The 18,189-nt window shown below is 72.1% G+C and carries 16 protein-coding genes; 8 read left to right on the plus strand and 8 right to left on the minus strand.

Going from position 1 to position 18,189, the window contains the following annotated elements:
• Positions 1–155: 155 nt before the first annotated feature.
• Both OG912_RS02485 and OG912_RS02490 read right to left on the minus strand, forming a co-directional pair.
• Positions 156–758 carry a TetR/AcrR family transcriptional regulator gene (locus OG912_RS02485; RefSeq protein ID WP_327707945.1) on the minus strand — a complete coding sequence of 201 codons (603 nt, stop codon included), beginning with the start codon at positions 756–758 and terminating at the stop codon, positions 156–158.
• Between the two features lie 59 nt (positions 759–817).
• Complete coding sequence (locus OG912_RS02490) at positions 818–2,338, minus strand: class I adenylate-forming enzyme family protein (RefSeq protein ID WP_327707946.1); 1,521 nt, start codon at positions 2,336–2,338, stop codon at positions 818–820.
• A gap of 74 nt (positions 2,339–2,412) precedes the next feature.
• On the opposite strand from OG912_RS02490, the gene OG912_RS02495 reads away from it, so the two are divergent.
• From OG912_RS02495 to OG912_RS02505, 3 genes are all read left to right on the plus strand, one after another.
• Positions 2,413–3,033: a TetR/AcrR family transcriptional regulator gene (locus tag OG912_RS02495; RefSeq protein WP_327707947.1), complete on the plus strand. Its 621-nt coding sequence runs from the start codon at positions 2,413–2,415 to the stop codon at positions 3,031–3,033.
• 32 nt (positions 3,034–3,065) lie between these two features.
• Positions 3,066–4,724, plus strand: coding sequence for an acyl-CoA dehydrogenase family protein (locus OG912_RS02500; protein WP_327707948.1), 1,659 nt, complete (start codon positions 3,066–3,068; stop codon positions 4,722–4,724).
• A gap of 111 nt (positions 4,725–4,835) precedes the next feature.
• Entirely contained in the window at positions 4,836–5,903 is a 1,068-nt protein-coding gene (locus OG912_RS02505) for an NAD-dependent epimerase/dehydratase family protein (protein WP_327707949.1), read from the plus strand.
• A 2-nt stretch (positions 5,904–5,905) separates the two neighbouring features.
• Here the strand turns inward: OG912_RS02505 and OG912_RS02510 are convergent, their stop codons facing one another.
• Both OG912_RS02510 and OG912_RS02515 read right to left on the minus strand, forming a co-directional pair.
• Positions 5,906–7,012: a sensor histidine kinase gene (locus tag OG912_RS02510; RefSeq protein WP_327707950.1), complete on the minus strand. Its 1,107-nt coding sequence runs from the start codon at positions 7,010–7,012 to the stop codon at positions 5,906–5,908.
• Entirely contained in the window at positions 7,009–7,818 is an 810-nt protein-coding gene (locus OG912_RS02515) for a response regulator transcription factor (RefSeq protein ID WP_327707951.1), read from the minus strand. The genes OG912_RS02510 and OG912_RS02515 overlap by 4 nt, the downstream gene beginning before the upstream one ends.
• A gap of 123 nt (positions 7,819–7,941) precedes the next feature.
• Between OG912_RS02515 and OG912_RS02520 the strand changes: the two genes are divergently transcribed.
• The 3 genes from OG912_RS02520 to OG912_RS02530 are packed head-to-tail and all read left to right on the plus strand — an operon-like array spanning position 7,942 to position 10,141.
• Positions 7,942–8,646 carry a glycosyltransferase family 2 protein gene (locus OG912_RS02520; protein ID WP_327707952.1) on the plus strand — a complete coding sequence of 235 codons (705 nt, stop codon included), beginning with the start codon at positions 7,942–7,944 and terminating at the stop codon, positions 8,644–8,646.
• Positions 8,643–9,320, plus strand: coding sequence for a TIGR04282 family arsenosugar biosynthesis glycosyltransferase (locus OG912_RS02525; RefSeq protein WP_327707953.1), 678 nt, complete (start codon positions 8,643–8,645; stop codon positions 9,318–9,320). Before OG912_RS02520 ends, OG912_RS02525 begins: the two co-directional genes overlap by 4 nt.
• A gap of 26 nt (positions 9,321–9,346) precedes the next feature.
• A complete protein-coding gene (locus OG912_RS02530) occupies positions 9,347–10,141 on the plus strand; it encodes a class I SAM-dependent methyltransferase (RefSeq protein WP_327713325.1) in 795 nt (264 codons plus the stop codon).
• A gap of 325 nt (positions 10,142–10,466) precedes the next feature.
• Here OG912_RS02530 and OG912_RS02535 read toward each other — a convergent pair whose 3' ends face one another.
• Entirely contained in the window at positions 10,467–11,777 is a 1,311-nt protein-coding gene (locus OG912_RS02535) for a molybdopterin-dependent oxidoreductase (protein ID WP_327707954.1), read from the minus strand.
• Between the two features lie 207 nt (positions 11,778–11,984).
• On the opposite strand from OG912_RS02535, the gene OG912_RS02540 reads away from it, so the two are divergent.
• Positions 11,985–13,379 (plus strand): hypothetical protein, encoded by a 1,395-nt coding sequence (locus tag OG912_RS02540; protein ID WP_327707955.1) that lies wholly within the window; start codon positions 11,985–11,987, stop codon positions 13,377–13,379.
• 86 nt (positions 13,380–13,465) lie between these two features.
• Here OG912_RS02540 and hydA read toward each other — a convergent pair whose 3' ends face one another.
• Positions 13,466–14,857, minus strand: coding sequence for a dihydropyrimidinase (gene hydA, locus OG912_RS02545; RefSeq protein ID WP_326739937.1), 1,392 nt, complete (start codon positions 14,855–14,857; stop codon positions 13,466–13,468).
• A 210-nt stretch (positions 14,858–15,067) separates the two neighbouring features.
• On the opposite strand from hydA, the gene OG912_RS02550 reads away from it, so the two are divergent.
• Entirely contained in the window at positions 15,068–16,006 is a 939-nt protein-coding gene (locus tag OG912_RS02550; RefSeq protein WP_327707956.1) for a hypothetical protein, read from the plus strand.
• A 59-nt stretch (positions 16,007–16,065) separates the two neighbouring features.
• Here OG912_RS02550 and OG912_RS02555 read toward each other — a convergent pair whose 3' ends face one another.
• Positions 16,066–17,349, minus strand: a complete 1,284-nt coding sequence (locus tag OG912_RS02555; protein WP_327707957.1) for an aspartate aminotransferase family protein — start codon at positions 17,347–17,349, stop codon at positions 16,066–16,068.
• Complete coding sequence (locus OG912_RS02560; RefSeq protein ID WP_326739934.1) at positions 17,346–18,188, minus strand: nitrilase-related carbon-nitrogen hydrolase; 843 nt, start codon at positions 18,186–18,188, stop codon at positions 17,346–17,348. Before OG912_RS02560 ends, OG912_RS02555 begins: the two co-directional genes overlap by 4 nt.
• Position 18,189: the final 1 nt, after the last annotated feature.

Raw genomic sequence — 18,189 nt, forward strand, 5'->3', positions numbered from 1 at the left:
TCCTGGGCGCCCGCAAGCCGGTGGGCGTACCGGACATCACGTCACCGGAGGGACGAACCGGATGATCGGACGCGGCCGGAAACGGGCGCAGCAGAGCCACCGCCCCACGTCAACGCGGGTGCGGGAAAAGGGTGTTGGCGGGGCGCCCTACCGGTTCATGCGGGAACGCCGACCGCGCGGCCGATCAGGTCCACCACGGATGCGACGAGCGCGTCGTCCGGCACCTGCTGTTCACCGACCAGCCGGAACAGCAACGACGCGGCGACCAGCGTCGTCGCGGCGGCCAGGTCGGCGTCCGGCCGCACGTCGCCCCGGGCGACACCGCGCTCCAGCACATGCCGGGTCTCACTCGTCACCCGTGCCGTGTAGGCCCGGTAGTCGTCGGGTTCCGCCTCGGTCTCCGCCGCGGCGCCGATCACCCCGGCGAGCAACCGGCCGACACCGGGCTGCCGGTACGCCTGGGCGCGTGCCGTCAGCACGGCGTGCAGCTCGGCACGGAAATCCCCCATGTCGGGCACGGTCAACGGCCCGATGCGCGACTCGGCCGCGGCGATGATCAGATCCTGCTTGGTGGACCAGCGGCGGTACATGGCGGGCTTGCTCACACCGGCGCGTGCCGCCACGGCGTCCATGGTCAGGGCGCTCATGCCGCTCTCCGCCACCAGGGCGACGACGGCGTCCAGGACCGCGCCCGTGACGCGCTCCTCCCGGGGCCGGCCCGGCCCCCGGCGCGACTGCTTCATCCGCTGCTCGACCATGCCGTGACCATACGCGGGCACGGCGGACCGCCCCTCGAAGGGGGCCGGGCTCCTTGCGGTCAGCCGGTCAGGCCGCCGCGCAGCACATGCTTGGTGATCTTTCCGGAGGGCGTCCGGGGCAGCTCCGGCCGCAGCACCAGTTCGCGCGGGATCTTGTACCGCGCGAGGCGCGGCTCCAGCCATTCCCGTACGCCCTCGATGTCCAGCGCAGCGCCGTCCCTCGGCACCACCACGGCGACCACGGTCTCGCCCCACTGCGCGTGCGGGCGGCCGACGACGGCGACGTCGACGATGTCGGGGTGGCCGCCGAGCACCCCCTCCACCTCCTGCGAGGCCACGTTCTCGCCACCGGTGATGATCATGTCCTTGAGCCGGTCGACGACGGTGACGAAGCCGTCCTCGTCCATCCGGCCGAGGTCGCCGGTCCGGTACCAGTCACCGGTGAACGCCTCCTCGGTCGCCTTCTCGTCGTCGAGGTAGCCGACCATGCGGGTGTCCGAGCGCAGCCAGATCTCCCCGGTCCGTCCCGGGGTGGCCTCCGCGCCGTCCTGCGTCACGATCCGCAGGTCGACCCCCACCATGCCGCCCCGCCCGATCGAACCCGCCTTCTCGACCTGCTCCCCGGGGGAGAGCGACGCCCCCACGGGTCCCATCTCGCTCATGCCGTAGACCTGGTGGAAGTTCTGCGAGCCGTACGCCTTCATCAGCCGGCGGACCGTGTCCGCGTCCATCGGCCCCGCCCCGTAGATCCAGGAACGGACCGAGGAGAGGTCGTACGCGTCGAAGTCGGGCACCGCCCGGACCGGGGCGATGAGCGCGATCGGTGCACCGAACACCGCGGTGATCCGCTCGCGTTGGACGGTCTCCAGCATGACGCGGGGCTCGTACTCGCGCTGGAGCACGACCGTGCCGCCCAGCAGGAGGGTGCCCATCGCCCAGTTGTTGAGGGGGGACGCGTGCCAGATCGGCATGCAGACGAGGAATCGCTCGTCCCGGCGGAGCGGGACGGTGGCCGCCGTGCAGGTGGCGGTCAGGGCGATGCCCCGATGGGTGTGCACGCAGCCCTTCGGGCGTCCCGAAGTGCCCGAGGTGTACAGGATCTGGGCGATGTCGCCGTCGGACCCGGGCCCGCCCTCCCACTCGGCCGCCCCGGCGATCAGCGCCTCGAAGGAGCCGGGCTCCGGTTCGGTCCCGGCCGTGTCCGGATGGCTCATCAGCCAGCGGACGTCCACGCCCGCCCCGGTGGCCCGCTCGCCGATCTCCTGGTCGACGACCGCCAGCCGGGCTCCGCAGTGCCGCAGCTGGCGCTCGACCTCGGCGGTCTGCAGTTTGTGGTTGACGGGCACGAGCGTGGCACCGGCCAGCCAGGCGCCGAAGGCCGCGAAGAGGAAGGCCGGGGTGTTGTACGTCATCACGGCCAGGCGGTCACCGGGCCCGAGCCCCGCTTCCCGCAACACGGTCGCGGCACGGCGGACGGCGGCACCGAACTCTCCGTAACTCCACCGCCGGTCCCGGTAGACCAGGGCTTCCTTGCGGCCGGCCGATCGGACGACGCTGTCCAGCATGGCACTGAGGTGCACGCCATTCTCCTGGGATCGCGGGACGGGGTGTCCGGCCCTTGTCGGGAAACTATGAATGATGGTTCACTTCTTTCATGGCCTACCGCAAGACCCCAGCCGAAATTCAACGTCTCGAATCGGCCCGTGAGCATCTCGTCACCCGGGCGACCGACGTCGTCGCCGAAGTGGGCTGGTCAGGGGCGTCCGTGACCGCGGTCGCCGCTGCCGCGGGCATCGCGGCGGGCTCCGTGTACCAGCACTTCGCGTCGAAGTCCGCTCTCGCGGTCGAGGTCTTCCGACGGGCGGCAGGGCGCGAGGTGGACGTCCTGGAATCCGTGCTGGACGGTCCCGGGACCCCGGTCGAGCGGCTCACCGACGGTGTCGGGGTCTTCGCCCGCCGCGCCCTGGAGAACCGAGGTCTGGCCTATGCGCTGCTCGCCGCACCGGCCGACACGGCGGTCGGCGCGGAGCGTCTCGTCTTCCGCCGCCGCTACCGCGCACTGTTCGCCGAAGTGATCCGCGAGGGCATGGCCCAGGGACTGCTGCCGCCGCAGAACGGACAGGTCACCGCCGCGGCACTCACCGGCGCGATCGGTGAGGTCCTCGTGGCACCGCTGGGCACTCCGGAGGGGGACGACGCGGACGAACTGCTCGCCGAACTGACCGCCATGGCCTTGCGCTGCGCGGGCGCGTCCCCCTCATCCGCGCACCCCTGACCCGTCATCCGTCTCTGCCCAGGAGGGCCTTCATGCCTGCGTCGCCCGCACCTCACAGCCGTCCCGCCGCGACCACCCACGAGGTGACGAACCAGCCGCCTCCACTGACCGGCCACGACGTCGCCGACGACCCGGTGCTGATCGAGGGCGTGCGCCGCGAGGGCGCCGAGTGGTATCTGGACGACCTGCACCGGCTGGGCCGCCGCGCCGGCAGCGAGGAGGTGCAGCGCTGGGCGGACGAGGCGAACCGCCAGGAGCCGAGGCTGCGCACCCATGACCGCTACGGCAACCGGATCGACGAGGTCGAGTTCCACCCCTCGTACCACGCCCTCATGGACGTGGCGATCAGCGAGGGGCTCGGCGGCGCCGCCTGGGCGGCCGAGCGGCGCGGCGCGCACGTGGCACGTGCGGCGGGCTTCATGGTGTGGAGCAGCGCGGAAGCGGGGCATGGCTGCCCCGTTTCGATGACGTACGCGGCGGTTCCCGCCCTGCGCCATGCCCCCGATCTCGCCAAGACGTACGAGCCCCTGCTGACCAGTCGCGTGTACGAGTCCGGGCTGCGCGCCCCCGCCGAGAAGGCCGGGCTGCTCGCGGGGATGGGCATGACGGAGAAGCAGGGCGGCACCGATGTGCGCGCCAACACGACCGCCGCCGTGCAACAGGCGGACGGCACCTGGCGATTGCGCGGGCACAAGTGGTTCACGAGTGCCCCGATGAACGACCTCTTCCTGGTCCTCGCCCAGGCACCGGCCGGTCTGTCCTGCTTCCTGGTCCCCCGGGTCCTGCCGGACGGCAGCCGTAACACGTTCCGCATCCAGCGACTCAAGGACAAGCTCGGCAACCGCTCCAACGCCAGCAGCGAGCCCGAGTTCGACGACACGGTGGCCTGGCTCGTCGGGGACGAGGGCCGGGGTGTGCGCACCATCATCGACATGGTCACCATGACGCGCCTCGACTGCGTCCTCGGTTCGGCCGCCGGCACCCGCGCCGCACTGGCGCAGGCGGCGCACCACGTACGCCACCGGTCCGTGTTCGGGGCGAGGCTCATCGACCAGCCCCTGATGCGCAACGTGATCGGCGATCTGGCGCTGGAGTCCGAGGCGGCGACCACGCTGGCCCTGCGCCTGGCCGGAGCGGCGGACCGCGCGCAGCACGGCGACGCCCAGGAGCGCGCCTTCCTCCGGCTCGCCACCGCGGTCGGCAAGTACTGGGTGTGCAAGCGCCAGCCCGCCGCGGTCGCCGAGGCCCTCGAATGCCTGGGCGGCAACGGGTACGACGAGGAGTCCGGTATGCCACGCCTCTACCGCGAGGCGCCGCTCAACGGCATCTGGGAGGGATCGGGCAACGTCAACGCCCTGGACATGCTGCGCGCGCTGTCCCGTGAACCGGAGTCGCTCCAGGCCCTGCGTACGGAGATCGAGGCCGCGGCCGGGGGCGACCGCCGCCTGGACGCGGCCTGGCGGGAGCTCCGGGGCGAGCTCGTCCTCACCGAGGACGCCCCCGTGCGTGCCCGGCGGGTCATCGAGCGCGCGGCACTCGTCCTCCAGGGCTCCCTGCTGGTCCGCCACGCACCGGCCGCGGTCGCCGACGCCTTCTGCGCGTCCCGGCTCGCCGGGGACCGGGGCCTGGCCTTCGGCACGCTGCCGGCCGGGACGGACTTCGACGGGCTGCTCGAACGCCTCCCCGTGTGACCGTCCGTCGGCGGCCGGCCGCGGCTCGGCATGCACCCCGTTCCCTTACGGTCCCGTGACGTGCCGAGTCGTCGGCGCACGGTTCGTCCCGCGCGCCCTACGGTGGGCGGCATGCGTGTACTGGTCACCGGCGGCGCCGGGTTCATCGGTTCGGAGATCGTGCGGTCCCTCGCGTCCGCCGGACACGAGGCGGTGGTGCTCGACGCCCTGCTCCCCTCGGCGCACGGCGGCGCCACCGCCCCGCCCGGCGACGGTCTCGTCGTGGCGGACGTGCGCGACCGTGATGCCGTCGACCGGGCGCTGAGCGGCATCGACGCGGTGTGCCATCAGGCGGCGATGGTCGGCCTCGGCAAGGACTTCGCGGACGCCCCGGACTACGTGGGGTGCAATGACCTCGGGACGGCCGTGCTGCTCGCCGCGATGGCCGGGGCGGGGGTGCGGAGTCTGGTCCTCGCCGGCTCGATGGTGGTGTACGGGGAGGGCCGGTACGACTGCCGGGAGCACGGCCCGGTCCGGCCGGGTCCGCGCGCCGAGGCCGATCTGGCCGCGGGCCGGTTCGAGCCGTGCTGCCCCTCCTGCGGCACGGAACTGGTCCCCGGGCTCGTCGGTGAGGACGCGCCCGTGGACCCGCGCAATGTGTACGCGACGACCAAGCTCGCCCAGGAGCACCTCGCCTCCTCCTGGGCGCGGGCGACGGGCGGCCGTGCGGTGTCGCTGCGCTACCACAACGTGTACGGACCGGGGATGCCGCGCGACACCCCGTACGCCGGTGTCGCCTCCTTCTTCCGTTCGGCCCTGGCCCGGGGCGAGTCGCCCCGCGTCTTCGAGGACGGCGGCCAGCGCCGCGACTTCATCCATGTACGGGACGTGGCAGCGGCGAACACGGTCGCGCTGGAGGCGGTCGCGGGGCGCGCTCCGGGCGGTTTCGCCGCGTACAACACCGGGAGCGGGAAGCCGCACACCATCGGGGAGATGGCGGCGGCCCTGGCCTCGGCCCATGGGGGCCCGGCGCCGGTGGTCACCGGTGAGTACCGGCTCGGGGACGTACGCCATGTCACGGCGGACTCGCGGCGGCTGCGTGACGAACTGGGCTGGCGGCCGGAGGTGGGCTTCGCCGAGGGGATGGCGCAGTTCGCGGCGGAGCCGCTGCGCGGGGCGACCGCCGGTGCGCCGGCCTGAGCTCAGGCCACCGGCAGGGTCACCTCGAAGCAGCAGCCGCCGGTGACGTTGCGGACGTCCGCCCGGCCGGCGTGCGCCTCGACGATGCCGCGCACGATGGCGAGCCCGAGGCCCGCCCCGGCCGGGGGCGTACGCGCATGGGTGCCGCGCCAGCCGGTGTCGAAGACCCTGGGCAGGTCCTCCTCCGGGATGCCGCCGCAGCCGTCGGTCACCGAGAGCACCACCCCGGCGCCCATGCGGTGGGCGGCCACCGCGACGGTGCCGTCGGCGGGGGTGCGGCGGATGGCGTTGATCAGGAGGTTGCCCAGGACCCGGCTCATCTCCTTGCCGTCCACCTCGACGGGCACCGCCTCGATCCGGTCGCCGACCAGCCGCACGCCGTGCTCGCGCGCCAGCGGGTCGGCCCCGGCGAGCGCGTCGCCCACCAGGTCGTAGACGGAGATCCGGGTGGGGGTGAGGGTGAGTGAGCCGGCGTGGATGCGGGAGAGCTCGAAGAGGTCGCCGACCATGTCGTTCATCCGCTCCACCTCGGTGCGTATCTGCCGCAGATAGCGCCGCGAGTCGACGGCCATGCCGTCCTCCAGCGCCTCGGACATGGCGCGCAGACCTGCGAGCGGGGTGCGCAGGTCGTGCGAGATCCAGGCGACGAGCTCACGCCGCGAGGTCTCCAGGGCGCGTTCGCGCTCGCGTGAACTGTCGAGCTTGGCGCTGGTGGCGGCCAGTTCGCGGGTGAGTGCGGCAAGTTCGGCGGTGGCCGGTGCCTCGGGGGCCGCGAAGGTGCCGCCGTCACCGAAGGAGCGGGCGGCGAGCGTCAGATCGCGGCTCCTCGCCGCCACCCAGCGGCCCAGCAGCATCGCGGTGACGAGCGAGACGACGGCGGCCATGGCGACGACGGTGGTGACCACGGTGAGGTCGTGCGGCGACAGGAACATCGCCCAGGCGACGGCCAGGGTGCCGGCGAGCATGGCGGTGACGGCCACGGCGGCGACGACGGTCAGCGAGACGACGAGTGAACGGTGCCGGGAGATCCGCAGCACGAGCGCGCCGAGCAGTCCGGCAGCGGCGGCGCCCAGGAAGGCAAGAAGCGCGATGAGGAGGAGGTCGGTCATGCCGGCGCTCCGGAGCCGGAATCCGTCGGAGCGGCCGGATCAGCCGGCCGGTCCACAGGCAGGTCCAGCCGGTAGCCGACGCCCCAGACCGTACGGATCAGCTCCGGGCGCGCCGGGTCCGCCTCGACCTTCCCGCGCAGCCGGCGGACGTGGACCGTCACGGTCGACAGGTCCCCGAAGTCCCAGCCCCAGACTGCGCGCATCAGCTCCTCCCGGGTGAAGACCCGGCCCGGGTGACGCAGAAGGAAGGCGAGCAGGTCGAACTCCCGCAGGGTGAGGGCCAGCGCCCGCCCCGCGTACGTCACGCGCCGGGCGATGGGGTCGAGGGTGAGGCCCGCGCCCTCGATCAGGGCCGGGCTGTCGGAGGGTGTCGCGGCCGCACGGGCGCGGCGCAGCACGGAGTCGACGCGCAGAACGAGTTCGCGGGGGCTGAACGGCTTGGTCACGTAGTCGTCCGCGCCGGTCTCCAGACCGAGGATGCGGTCCTCCTCGTCGCCGCGCGCGGTGAGCATGATGACGGGCACCGGGCCGAGCGCCCGCATGCGGCGGCAGACCTCGAAGCCGTCCATGCCGGGCAGCATCAGGTCCAGGACGGCCAGGTCCGGGCGCCTGGCGGCGTACTGCTCCAGGGCGGCCGGGCCGTTCGCCGCCCGGGTCACCTCGTAGCCGGCCCCGGTCAGGTATCCGGTCACCACCTCCGCGACCGTGGGGTCGTCGTCCACGACGAGGACACGGCCGCGAGCGGTCGTACCGGAAGCCGTCCCGTCGGCGGGGCGGGGCGGGGCGGGGTCCGGGGTCGGCTGCATGTCACCACCTTGGCACCTGTCGGGGCGGGGTGCGGACGCCCGTGCGCCGCCAGGTGCCGACGTCCATATTTCGTAAGAATCCGGAACCCGATTTGTCGGTTTCCGCTCCGTAGGGTGAGCTGCGTGATCTCACCCTCCGATACTTCCGGCCCCCGCGCCGACATCGTCCTGCCCTGTCTGGACGAGGCCGCCGCCCTGCCCGGGGTGCTGGCCTCGGTTCCTCGTGGCTGGCGGGCGATCGTCGTGGACAACGGCTCGACCGACGGCTCGGCGGAGCTCGCCCGGTCCCTCGGCGCGACGGTGGTGCACGAACCGCGCCGCGGCTTCGGTGCGGCCTGCCATGCGGGGCTGCTCGCCTCCGAGGCGGAGTTCGTCTGCTTCTGCGACTGCGACGGCTCGCTGGACCCCGGGCTGCTGCCCGCCTTCGTCCGCCGGGTCGCCGACGGTGAGAGCGACCTGCTGCTCGGCCGCCGTCGGCCCCGGGAGCGCGGCGCCTGGCCGCTGCACGCGCGGGCCGGCAACGCGGCTCTTTCCCGGATGCTGCGCCGTCGCACCGGGCTGCGCCTGCACGACCTCGGGCCGATGCGGGCCGCGCGCCGGACCGATCTGCTGGCGCTCGGCCTCACGGACCGGCGCAGCGGATACCCCCTGCAGATGGTGGTGCGCGCGGCCGACGCGGGACTGCGCGTCACCGAGACGGATGTCCCGTACCTCGCGCGGACGGGAAAGTCGAAGGTCACCGGGACGTGGCGGGGGACCTGGCATGCGGTTCGCGACATGCGCGCCGTGCTGGGTGAGCCTGCGCTCCGGGTGGGGGTCTCCCGATGAGCTCTTCCGTTCCCGGACCTGTCGGTACGGCCCCGGCCGGGGCCACGGCCTTGCTGGTCATCGCGAAAGAGCCGCTGCCCGGGAGGGTCAAGACCCGCCTCACTCCGCCGTTCTCCCCCGCTGAGGCCGCGCGGCTCGCCGAGGCGGCGCTCGCCGACACCCTGCGCACCGTCTGCGCGCTGCCCGCCGCGCGGCGGGTGGTCGTCCTGGAGGGGAGGGCCGGGCCGTGGCTGCCGTCGGGCATCGAGGTGGTGGAACAGTGCACGGGAGGACTCGACGAACGGCTCGCCGCCGCGTTCGGCGGCTGCACCGGACCGGCCCTCCTGATCGGAATGGACACCCCGCAGATCACGGCGGCCGATCTGGCCCCCGCGCTCTCGCCCACCGCCTGGGACGGCTGCGACGCCTGGTTCGGCCCGGCCGAGGACGGCGGATTCTGGGCGCTGGGCCTGGCCGAACCGGACCCCGCGCTCCTGCGCGGCGTCCCGATGTCCGTGCCCGAGACGGGTGCGGTTCAGCGGCACCGGCTGGTCGACGCGGGGCTGACGGTCCGGGATCTTCCCCAGCTGCGGGACGTGGACACGGCGGCCGATGCCGCGCAGGTCGCCGCACTCGCCCCGCACGGGCGGTTCGCCGCCGAGCTCGGCCGGCTGACCGGGGCGGTGGTCCGGTGAGCCGCACCGGCCGGGACCGGGACGTGATGAGCCCGCCGCACCCGGACGTCACCTCGCCGGGCACCGACTCCTGGGGCACCGACCCCTATGCCAACGCCCTGCGCAACGGGCACGGGCCGCTCTTCCTCCGCCGCACGGACGGCTGGCTGCTGCCGCTGGACGTGGAGCGCTGGTGCGCCGGCGCGGACGCCGCGGATCTGTCGGCGCTGCGGCGCTGCGAGGGCCCCGTCCTGGACATCGGCTGCGGGCCCGGAAGACTGGTCGCCGCACTCGCGGCCCGCGGTCACCGCGCGCTCGGCATCGACGTCAGCGAGGCCGCGGTGAACCGCACCCTGCGGCTCGGCGGTTCCGCGCTGCGCCGCTCCGTCTTCGAACCGCTCCCGGGCGAGGGCCGTTGGGGCACCGTGCTGCTCGTCGACGGCAACATCGGCATCGGCGGCGACCCGGCCCACCTCCTGCGTCGCACGGCTGACCTGCTCGCCCCGGGTGGGCTCCTCATCGCCGAGACCGCGCCCCAGGACATCGACGAGCGGGTCCGCGTGCGGCTGGACGACGGGCGCGCCACCGCGACCGGACCGGCACCGTCCGACCTCTTCCCGTGGGCCCGGCTCGGCACATCCGCGCTGCTGAGGTATGCCGGCCCCCACGGCCTGCACTCCGCCGATCAGTGGGACGCGGACGGCCGCACGTTCGTCTCCCTGCGCCGCAGCCGCAGCGTCCGGACCACCAGCCAGACGCCCGACACCAGGAACAGCGCGGCCGTGATCAGCAGCCAGTTCCCCAGGAACACATCGGGGGACAGCCCGCTCGCCGGCTCATAGCGCTCCGCCTGCCGGGTGATCAGCGGGAACCACACGAGGAGCAGCAGTCCGGAGAGGAACACCGGCACCCGGACGAAGTTCACCAGACCGGAGCGCCGCCCGACCGATCGGCACAGCAGCCGGTCCGCGGACGCGTACACCGGGACCAGCACCAGGTCGTGCACGAGGGCGGCACCGACGAACCACACGATCACCCCCCAGGTGTCCCCCGCCAGCAGCCGTACACCCGCATAGCCCGCCAGCGCGAAGGAGGCGACCGTCAGCAGCAGATGCAGCGGCCCCTCCCCGTACCGACGCCTCATGACAGCGGTCGGGTTCGCCCTGTTCACAGCTCTCCAAAGGTCAGCCGGGACACCCATTTGGTGTTGAGTACGCCGGGGGCGGCCGGGACGATGATCCGTGCCGGATAGCCGTGATCGGGTGTCAGGTCCTCGCCGTTGACCTCCAGGGCGAGCAGGGAGCGCGGGTCGCGCACCTGGTTGTCGCGCAGCGCCGCCCGGCGGAAGGCGCCCCTGCGCTGAAGGGATTCCACCAGCACGCCGGGGGGCCGGTCCGGATATCCGGCGAGCGCAGCCAGGTCCGTCAGGCGTACCCCGCGCCACCACTGGTCCGAGGTGGACCAGCCCTCCACGCACGCGATCGGAAGAGCGGCACTGTGCTGCTCCATGGCCAGCAGCTGTTCCCGGGTGAACCGGAGGTCCCCGGCCGGTCCGCTGACGGTGAGCCACCAGCCCTCCCCCGTATCGACGGTGGTGACGCCGACCGCGGCGGCCGTCTTGTTGATCTGGAAGCCGTTGGGCCCCGACCCGGGTTCGGCCGCGCCGTGCGGAGTGAGCACGGCGAGACGCCGCAGCGGTCCGTCGAAGCTCCGTCCCGCCGAGGTGACCAGCAGGACCAGCGAACCGGCGCCCACCATGGCCAGGGCCCCGCGACGGGACAGCGTCGGTGCCGAGGGGGCGGGTGACTCCAGCGTGTCGCCCTGGACCTTTCCGCTCAGCCCGCCCGACCGAAGCACCCGTACGGCCTGCGGCACCCGGAGTCCCGCGTGGGCGAGGAACGCGGCGAAGAACACCCATGCCCCGTAGAAGTGCAGCGGGTAGAAGGAGCCCGGGAACAGGTATTCCAGCTGGATGTTGAGGAGTCCTGTCACGAACTCGAACAGTGCCCCGCCGACCAGGAGCAGCAGCGAGATCCGCTCCAGCGCGTGCCCGACGGAGCGGGCCGGGGGCAGTGCGAAGAGCCGCGGGACGACCGACCAGAGCTTGGCCAGCAGGACCGGCACGAGCACGATCCCGAGGGTGACGTGGACGCCCTGCGTCAGCCGGTACAGCCAGTGCGGACCGGTCGGCCAGTCGAAGAGGTAGAAGCCCAGCAGCCCCTTGTCCGGTGTCTTGTCGTTGACCGGGTTCAGGTCCGGGTTGTAGGCCGCGTACGAAAGCAGTCCGGTCACGAACAGCGCGGTGATCCCGAAGAGCAGGACGAGGCCCAGGACGGCGGTGAAGGGGACTCCGCGCACCGGGCTGCGCCAGAACCCGGGCGCCGAGGGGAGGCGGTCGAGGATCGTCGCCGCACGCCCGCCGAGGAGGCGGGAAAGCAACGCGGGTGGAGTCGGAGTGCTCCGACGGCTGTCGCCCATGCCCCGACGCTATGCCGGGCGTGCAGGGACGGGACGGTGACGACTCCTGACGAAACGGTGACGTCACTCCCCCGGAAGGCACGGACCCGCCCGCCGGGAACACGCGCCGGCGCCCGCGCCGTCCACGGGCGATCCGAGATCTGACGGTTCGGTGACGCGCCCCGTCACCACACGTCCCCGGCGCCCCGTCGTGCTTACGGTGCCTGCGTGAAGACCGTGGACCGCACCGCACAAGCCACCGAACCCGTCCCCGCGCAACGCTCCGGGCACCGCCGCGACCTGGCCACCGCCGGTGCGGGCGTCGTCCTGGTCGCCGCCGCCGTGCTCGTCGGCCGGGCCTACGACGACGCCGGCCGCGTCCTCGTCGTGCACTGGCCGCCGCTGCTCGCGTCCTGGTACCCGCACATCGGCCCCGGCACCTGGGCCGCGCCCGCCGTCGCCGTCGCCGTCATCACCCACGGCCCCGTCCTCGCCGACCGGCTGCGCTGGCGGTCGCTGCTCATCGGCTGCTACGCCACCGCGCTCGCCTGGGTCTTCTCGCTCGCGCTGATCGACGGCTGGGGTCGGGGGATCGCCGAACGGCTCACCACCAAACACGAGTACCTGAGGGTCATCGGCCGCTTCGACGACATCGGGGCCGCCCTGCGCGGCTTCAACGAACACATCCTGATCGGCCCGCCGGGAAACTGGCCCGCCCATGTCGCGGGACACCCACCGGGCTCCACCCTCACCTTCGTCCTGCTGGACCGCGTCGGACTCGGCGGCGGAGCCTGGGCCGGGGTCTGGTGCATCGTGACCGGGGCCTCCGCCGCGGTGGCCGTCCTGATCGCCGTCCGCACCCTCGCGGACGAGCACACCGCCCGCCGCGCCGCACCGTTCGTCGTCCTCGCACCGGTCGCCATCTGGGCGGGTGCCTCGGCAGACGGGTACTTCACCGCGGTGGCCGCCTGGTCCGTCACCCTGCTGGCCCTGGCCGCGACCCGCACGGTGCGCAGCCCCGCGGCCGCCGCGCTGGGTGCCGGGCTCCTCTACGGGCTGACCTGCTACCTCAGTTACGGTCTGACGCTCATCGCACTCCCGCTCCTCGCAGTTCTCGCGCTCACCCGCACCGTCCGGCCGCTCCCCCTCTTCGTCCTGGGAGCTCTGGTGGCGCCGGTCGCCTTCACGCTCGCGGGCTTCAACTGGTGGGAGGCGTACCACCTGCTCGTCGAGCGCTACCGCCAGGGAGCCGGGGGCATCCGCCCCTACTCCTACTGGGTCTGGGCCAACCTCGCCTGCACCGCGATCGCCGTCGGACCGGCGACGCTCGCGGGCCTCCGCCGGACCGTGGCAGGGGCCCCCGGGGCCGTACGCACCCTGCGAACCGGGACGACGGCTCCCTCGCAGCGCCTGATCCTGCTCGTCTCGGCGGCGCTCGTCGCACTGTTGGCGGCCGACCTGTCCGGGATGAGCAAGGCGGAGACGGAACGGATCTGGCAGCCGTTCATGCTCTGGCTGCTCCCCGCCGCCGCGCTCCTGCCCGTATCCGGCAGGCGTGGCTGGCTGACCGCCCAGGCGATCGTGGCCCTGGCCGTCAACCACCTGCTCTGGACGGGCTGGTAGCCGGCAGCCGCTTCAGGGCGGGGGCGGCCCACGGACGGGATCCCCCGGCCCCGACGCGTCCTGCCGAACCGCCCCCGTGGGAAGACTCAGTTGGTGTACTGACACATACCCCGCGGCAAGTACACCCCGTGCCCCGCCTCCCCCACATAGGCCCGGTCGTCGATCACCGGAACCCCGCGGGACAGCACCGTCTCGACCCTCCCCGTGACACGCTTGCCCTCGTAGGCCGAGTAGTCGACATTCATGTGATGCGTCTCGGCGGACAGAACCTGCTCGGCCGCCGGATCGTAGATGACGATGTCGGCGTCCGAACCCGGGGCGATCGTGCCCTTCTTCGGATACAGGCCGAACATGCGCGCCGGCGCAGCGCAGGCGATCTCGATCCAGCGGCGGCGGCTGATATGGCCTTCGACGACGCCTTGATGCAGGAGATCCATGCGGTTCTCGACACCCGGCATGCCGTTCGGGATCTTCGAGAAGTCTCCCCGCCCCATCTCCTTCTGCCCCTTGAAGCAGAAGGGGCAGTGGTCCGTGGACACCACCTGCAGATCGTTCGTCCGCAGCCCACGCCACAGAGCCTCCTGATGCTCCCTCGGGCGCAGCGGGGTGGAGCACACGTACTTCGCGCCTTCGAAGTCGGGTTCAGCCAGGTTGTCGGTCGACAGGAAGAGGTACTGCGGACACGTCTCACCGAACACCGGGAGTCCCTCGTCCCGGGCTCGCGCCAATTCGGCGACGGCCTCCTGGGCGGAGACATGCACCACGTAGAGAGGTGCACCTGCCACTTGGCTCAGCTTGATCACTCGATGCGTGGCCTCGGCTTCGAGCAGCGCCTTGCGGACTTCACCGTGGTAGCGGGGGTCCCTTTCCCCACGGGCCAGCGCCTGTTCCACGAGCACATCGATCGCGAGGCCGTTCTCCGCGTGCGTCATCACCAGGCCGCCGTTGGAGGCGGCGCGTTGCATGGCTCGCAGGATCTGACCGTCGTCGGAGAGGAAGACCCCGGGATACGCGGTGAAGAGCTTGAACGAGGTGACGCCGGCCGAGACGAGCCGGTCCATCTCCCTGAGCGAGGACTCGTTCACATCGGACATGATCATGTGGAACGCGTAGTCGATCGCGCACTTTCCATCGGCCTTCTCGTGCCACGCGTCGAGCCCGGCAGTCAGGGAGCCGCCCTTGGACTGGATCGCGAAGTCGATGATGGTTGTCGTGCCGCCCCACGCCGCGGCCCGGGTCCCCGTCTCGAACGTATCGGAGGCGAACGTGCCGCCGAAGGGCATCTCCATATGCGTGTGCCCGTCGACCCCGCCCGGAATCACGTACTTCCCGGCGGCGTCGATGACATGGTCGGCCGTCCACCCATGGCTGTCATGAGTGGCCATGGCCACGACCCGGCCACCGTCGATGAGCACATCGACGTGCAACTCGTCGGAGGCCGTGATCACCAGTCCGCCAGTAATAAGGGTGCGTGCCATGGCTTCTGCTCCATTCGCGTCGGATCAACGGCGTTCACTCGTGAACCATTCCTGCTCACCGCATGCGTCCCCCGCCGGCCCGGTGGGCGGCACGGTTCGACGCTGCCCTGACCCCGAACGGGCGAGTGCCGCGGGGCCCTTGCGGGGGAACTCTCGGGGCGGGGAGCGGCAGTTCCGTCCGGGCCTCGCGCAGCCGCCTAGCTTCGTTCCATGATCAGAAACGCAATCATCGCCTCGGCCGTCATCTGCACCTCCCTCGCCGCCACAGCCCTGAGTGCCACCGCCGCGTCCGACGGATGGCAGCGCGTCGGCTCCGGGATCAGGGGTGGCGTGAGCGGCATGGCGCTCGTCGAGGGTGCGCCCGCGGGCCGCGGGCAGGCCGACGCCGTCGTCGTACGGGACAACAAGGGTGACGGCGAGAGCAGGCTGGCGACGGTACGTCTGCGGCCCGGCCACGCACCCGTCGTCGAGGAGCTCCCCTGGCTCGGCATGCTCCCCGCCGACCTGGAGGCCCTCGACGCGGTGCCCGGCCGGCCCGGCCACTACGTCGCCGTGGCCAGCCGCGGCAACGCCTACCACGTCGTGGTCGCGGACGGCCGGGCGACGGCCGAGCAGGAACCCGTCGCGCTGCCGGGCCGGCGCGACGGCGACAACTACGAGAGCTTCGCGCTGCACCGCGACCGGTCGGGGACGACCTACGCCGTGTGGGCGACGCGGGGCAGCGGCGACGAGAAGGCCGTCGTACGCGCCGCATCGGTGCGCATCGGCGCGAACGGCCTGGACTTCGGCACGGTCTCGGCGCGGCAGGAGTTCGCCGTACCGTTCCCGGACGAGGACGAGGTGCGCCACATCAGTGACCTGAAGGTGCTCGGTGACGGCACCGTGCTGGTGTCGGCGGCCTCGGATCCCAATGTGGACGACGGTCCGTTCTCCTCCGCGGTCTACGACGCCGGCCGGTTCAGCGTGAACCAGGCCCATGACGCGGTGCTGCGCCTGAAGCCCGTACAGGCACTCGTTCCGCTGAGCCGCTTCACCAAGCAGGACAACCGGAAGATCGAGGCCATCGCCGTCCTGCCCGGACGGCTGGGCCTCTGGGGCACCGACGACGAGAACTTCGGCGGTTCCGTGACGTTCGAGCACATCGGCTAGCCGAGTCCGGTCCCCGGACACGGGGGTGCGGCGACCCGCCGGCCACCGCACCCCCGTCCTCATCCCACCGAGCGCAGTGCCTCGGCCAGGATCGCCGCGCCCTCCTCCGCCTCCGGGATGGACAGCGAGAGCGGCGGGGCGATGCGCAGCACGCTGGTGTCGTGGCCACCGCCCTTGCCGAGGAGCAGCCCGCCCTCCCGGGCCGCTTCGAGCACGGCCGCGGCGGCTTCGGGGTTCGCCTCGTCCGTACCCGGCTTCACGAGCTCGATGCCGATCATCAGGCCGCGCCCGCGCACCTCCCGTACGCACTCCGATGCCGCACCGATCGCGCGCAGCCGCTCGATGAGCAGACCGCCGACACGGCGGGCGTTGCCCTGGAGGTCGTGTTCGAGGAGGTACGAGAGGTTGGCGAGTCCGGCGGCCATCGTGACCGGGGAGCCGCCGAACGTCGAAATGGAGTTGGCGTCCAGGCAGTTCATGACGTCCGCACGGGCGATGACGCCGCCGATCGACATGCCGTTGCCGATGCCCTTGGCGAAGGTGACGATGTCCGGCGGGCCGTTCTGTCCATGCGCCTGCCAGCCCCAGAAGTGCTCGCCAGAGCGCCCCCAGCCGGTCTGCACCTCGTCGGAGATCCACAGGATGCCGTGCCGGTTGAGGACTTCGCGGAACGCCGCGTACAGGCCGTCGGGCGGCGAGGTGAACCCGCCCACGCCCTGGATGGGTTCGGCGATCAGGGCGGCGGGTGCCCTGGTGTGGCCGAGCAGGTCCTCCAGGTCCGCGACACAGGCGGCGATGAACTCCCCGTCGCCCAGGTGCGCGTACGGTCCGCGGGTGCGGACGCCGCCGTGCACGTACAGCGTCTGGAGCGGCGAGAGGCTGGTGGGCGACCAGGCGTTGTTGCCGGTGATGGAGACCGCGGAGAAGGACCGGCCGTGGTAGCTGTTGCGCATCGCGAGGATCTGGTTCGACCTGCGGTACGTGGTGGCGAGCAGCAGGGCCGTGTCGTTGGCCTCGGTGCCGGAGGTGGTGAAGAAGACCCGGGCCTCCGGGATGCCGGAGAGCGTGGCGACGCGCTCGGCGAGTTCGACCATCGGCCGGTTCAGATAGAGCGTGGAGGAGTGGATGATCCGCCCGGCCTGCTCACTGACCGCCTTGGTGACCTCGGGCAGGGCATGGGCGGTCATCGTGGTGAGGATGCCGCCGAAGAAGTCCAGGTAGCGCCTGCCGTCCGCGTCCCAGACGTGGCGGCCTTCGCCGTGGGTGATCTCCAGCGGGTGCCGGTAGTAGAGCGCCAGCCATTCGGGACTGACGGCGAGATGGCGATGGTGCAGGCTGCTCACGGCTCCACCAGTCCCTCGTACGCGTCGGGGCGGCGGTCCCGGTAGAAGGCCCACTGCTGCCGGACCTCCTCGATGAGTCCGAAGTCCAGGTCCCGTACGAGGAGTTCCTCGGCCTTGTCGCTGGCGACCTCACCGACGAACTGCCCGCGCGGGTCGACGAAGTAGCTGGTTCCGTAGAAGTCGTTGTCGCCGTACTCCTCCTGGCCGACGCGGTTGATGGCGGCGATGAAGTACTCGTTGGCGACGGCCGAAGCGGGCTGTTCCAGCTGCCAGAGGTAGCTGGAGAGTCCGCGTGAGGTCGCGGACGGGTTGTACACCAACTGGGCTCCGTTGAGTCCGAGTTGGCGCCACCCCTCGGGGAAGTGCCGGTCGTAGCAGATGTAGACGCCGACCTTGCCGACCGCCGTGTCGAAGACCGGCCAGCCGGCGTTGCCGGGCTTGAAGTAGTACTTCTCCCAGAATCCCCTGACCTGCGGGATGTGGTGCTTGCGGTACTTGCCGAGATACGAGCCGTCGGCGTCGATGACCGCGGCGGTGTTGTAGTAGAAGCCGGACTGCTCGACCTCGAAGACCGGGACGACGATCACCATGCCGGTCTCGCGGGCCAGCTCCCGCATCCGTTGCACCGTCGGCCCGTCGGGAACGGCCTCCGCCCAGCGGTAGTGCTCGGGCTCCTGCACCTGGCAGAAGTAGGGGGCGTTGAACACCTCCTGGAACCCGATGATCTTCGCCCCCTGCCGGGCGGCCTCACGAGCGTGTTCCTCGTGTTTGGCGATCATGGATTCGGTGTCGCCGGTCCAGGTCGCCTGGACGAGTGCGGCGCGTACGACGTGGGACATG

The sequence above is a fragment of the Streptomyces sp. NBC_00464 genome, from assembly GCF_036013915.1.
GTDB lineage: Bacteria > Actinomycetota > Actinomycetes > Streptomycetales > Streptomycetaceae > Streptomyces.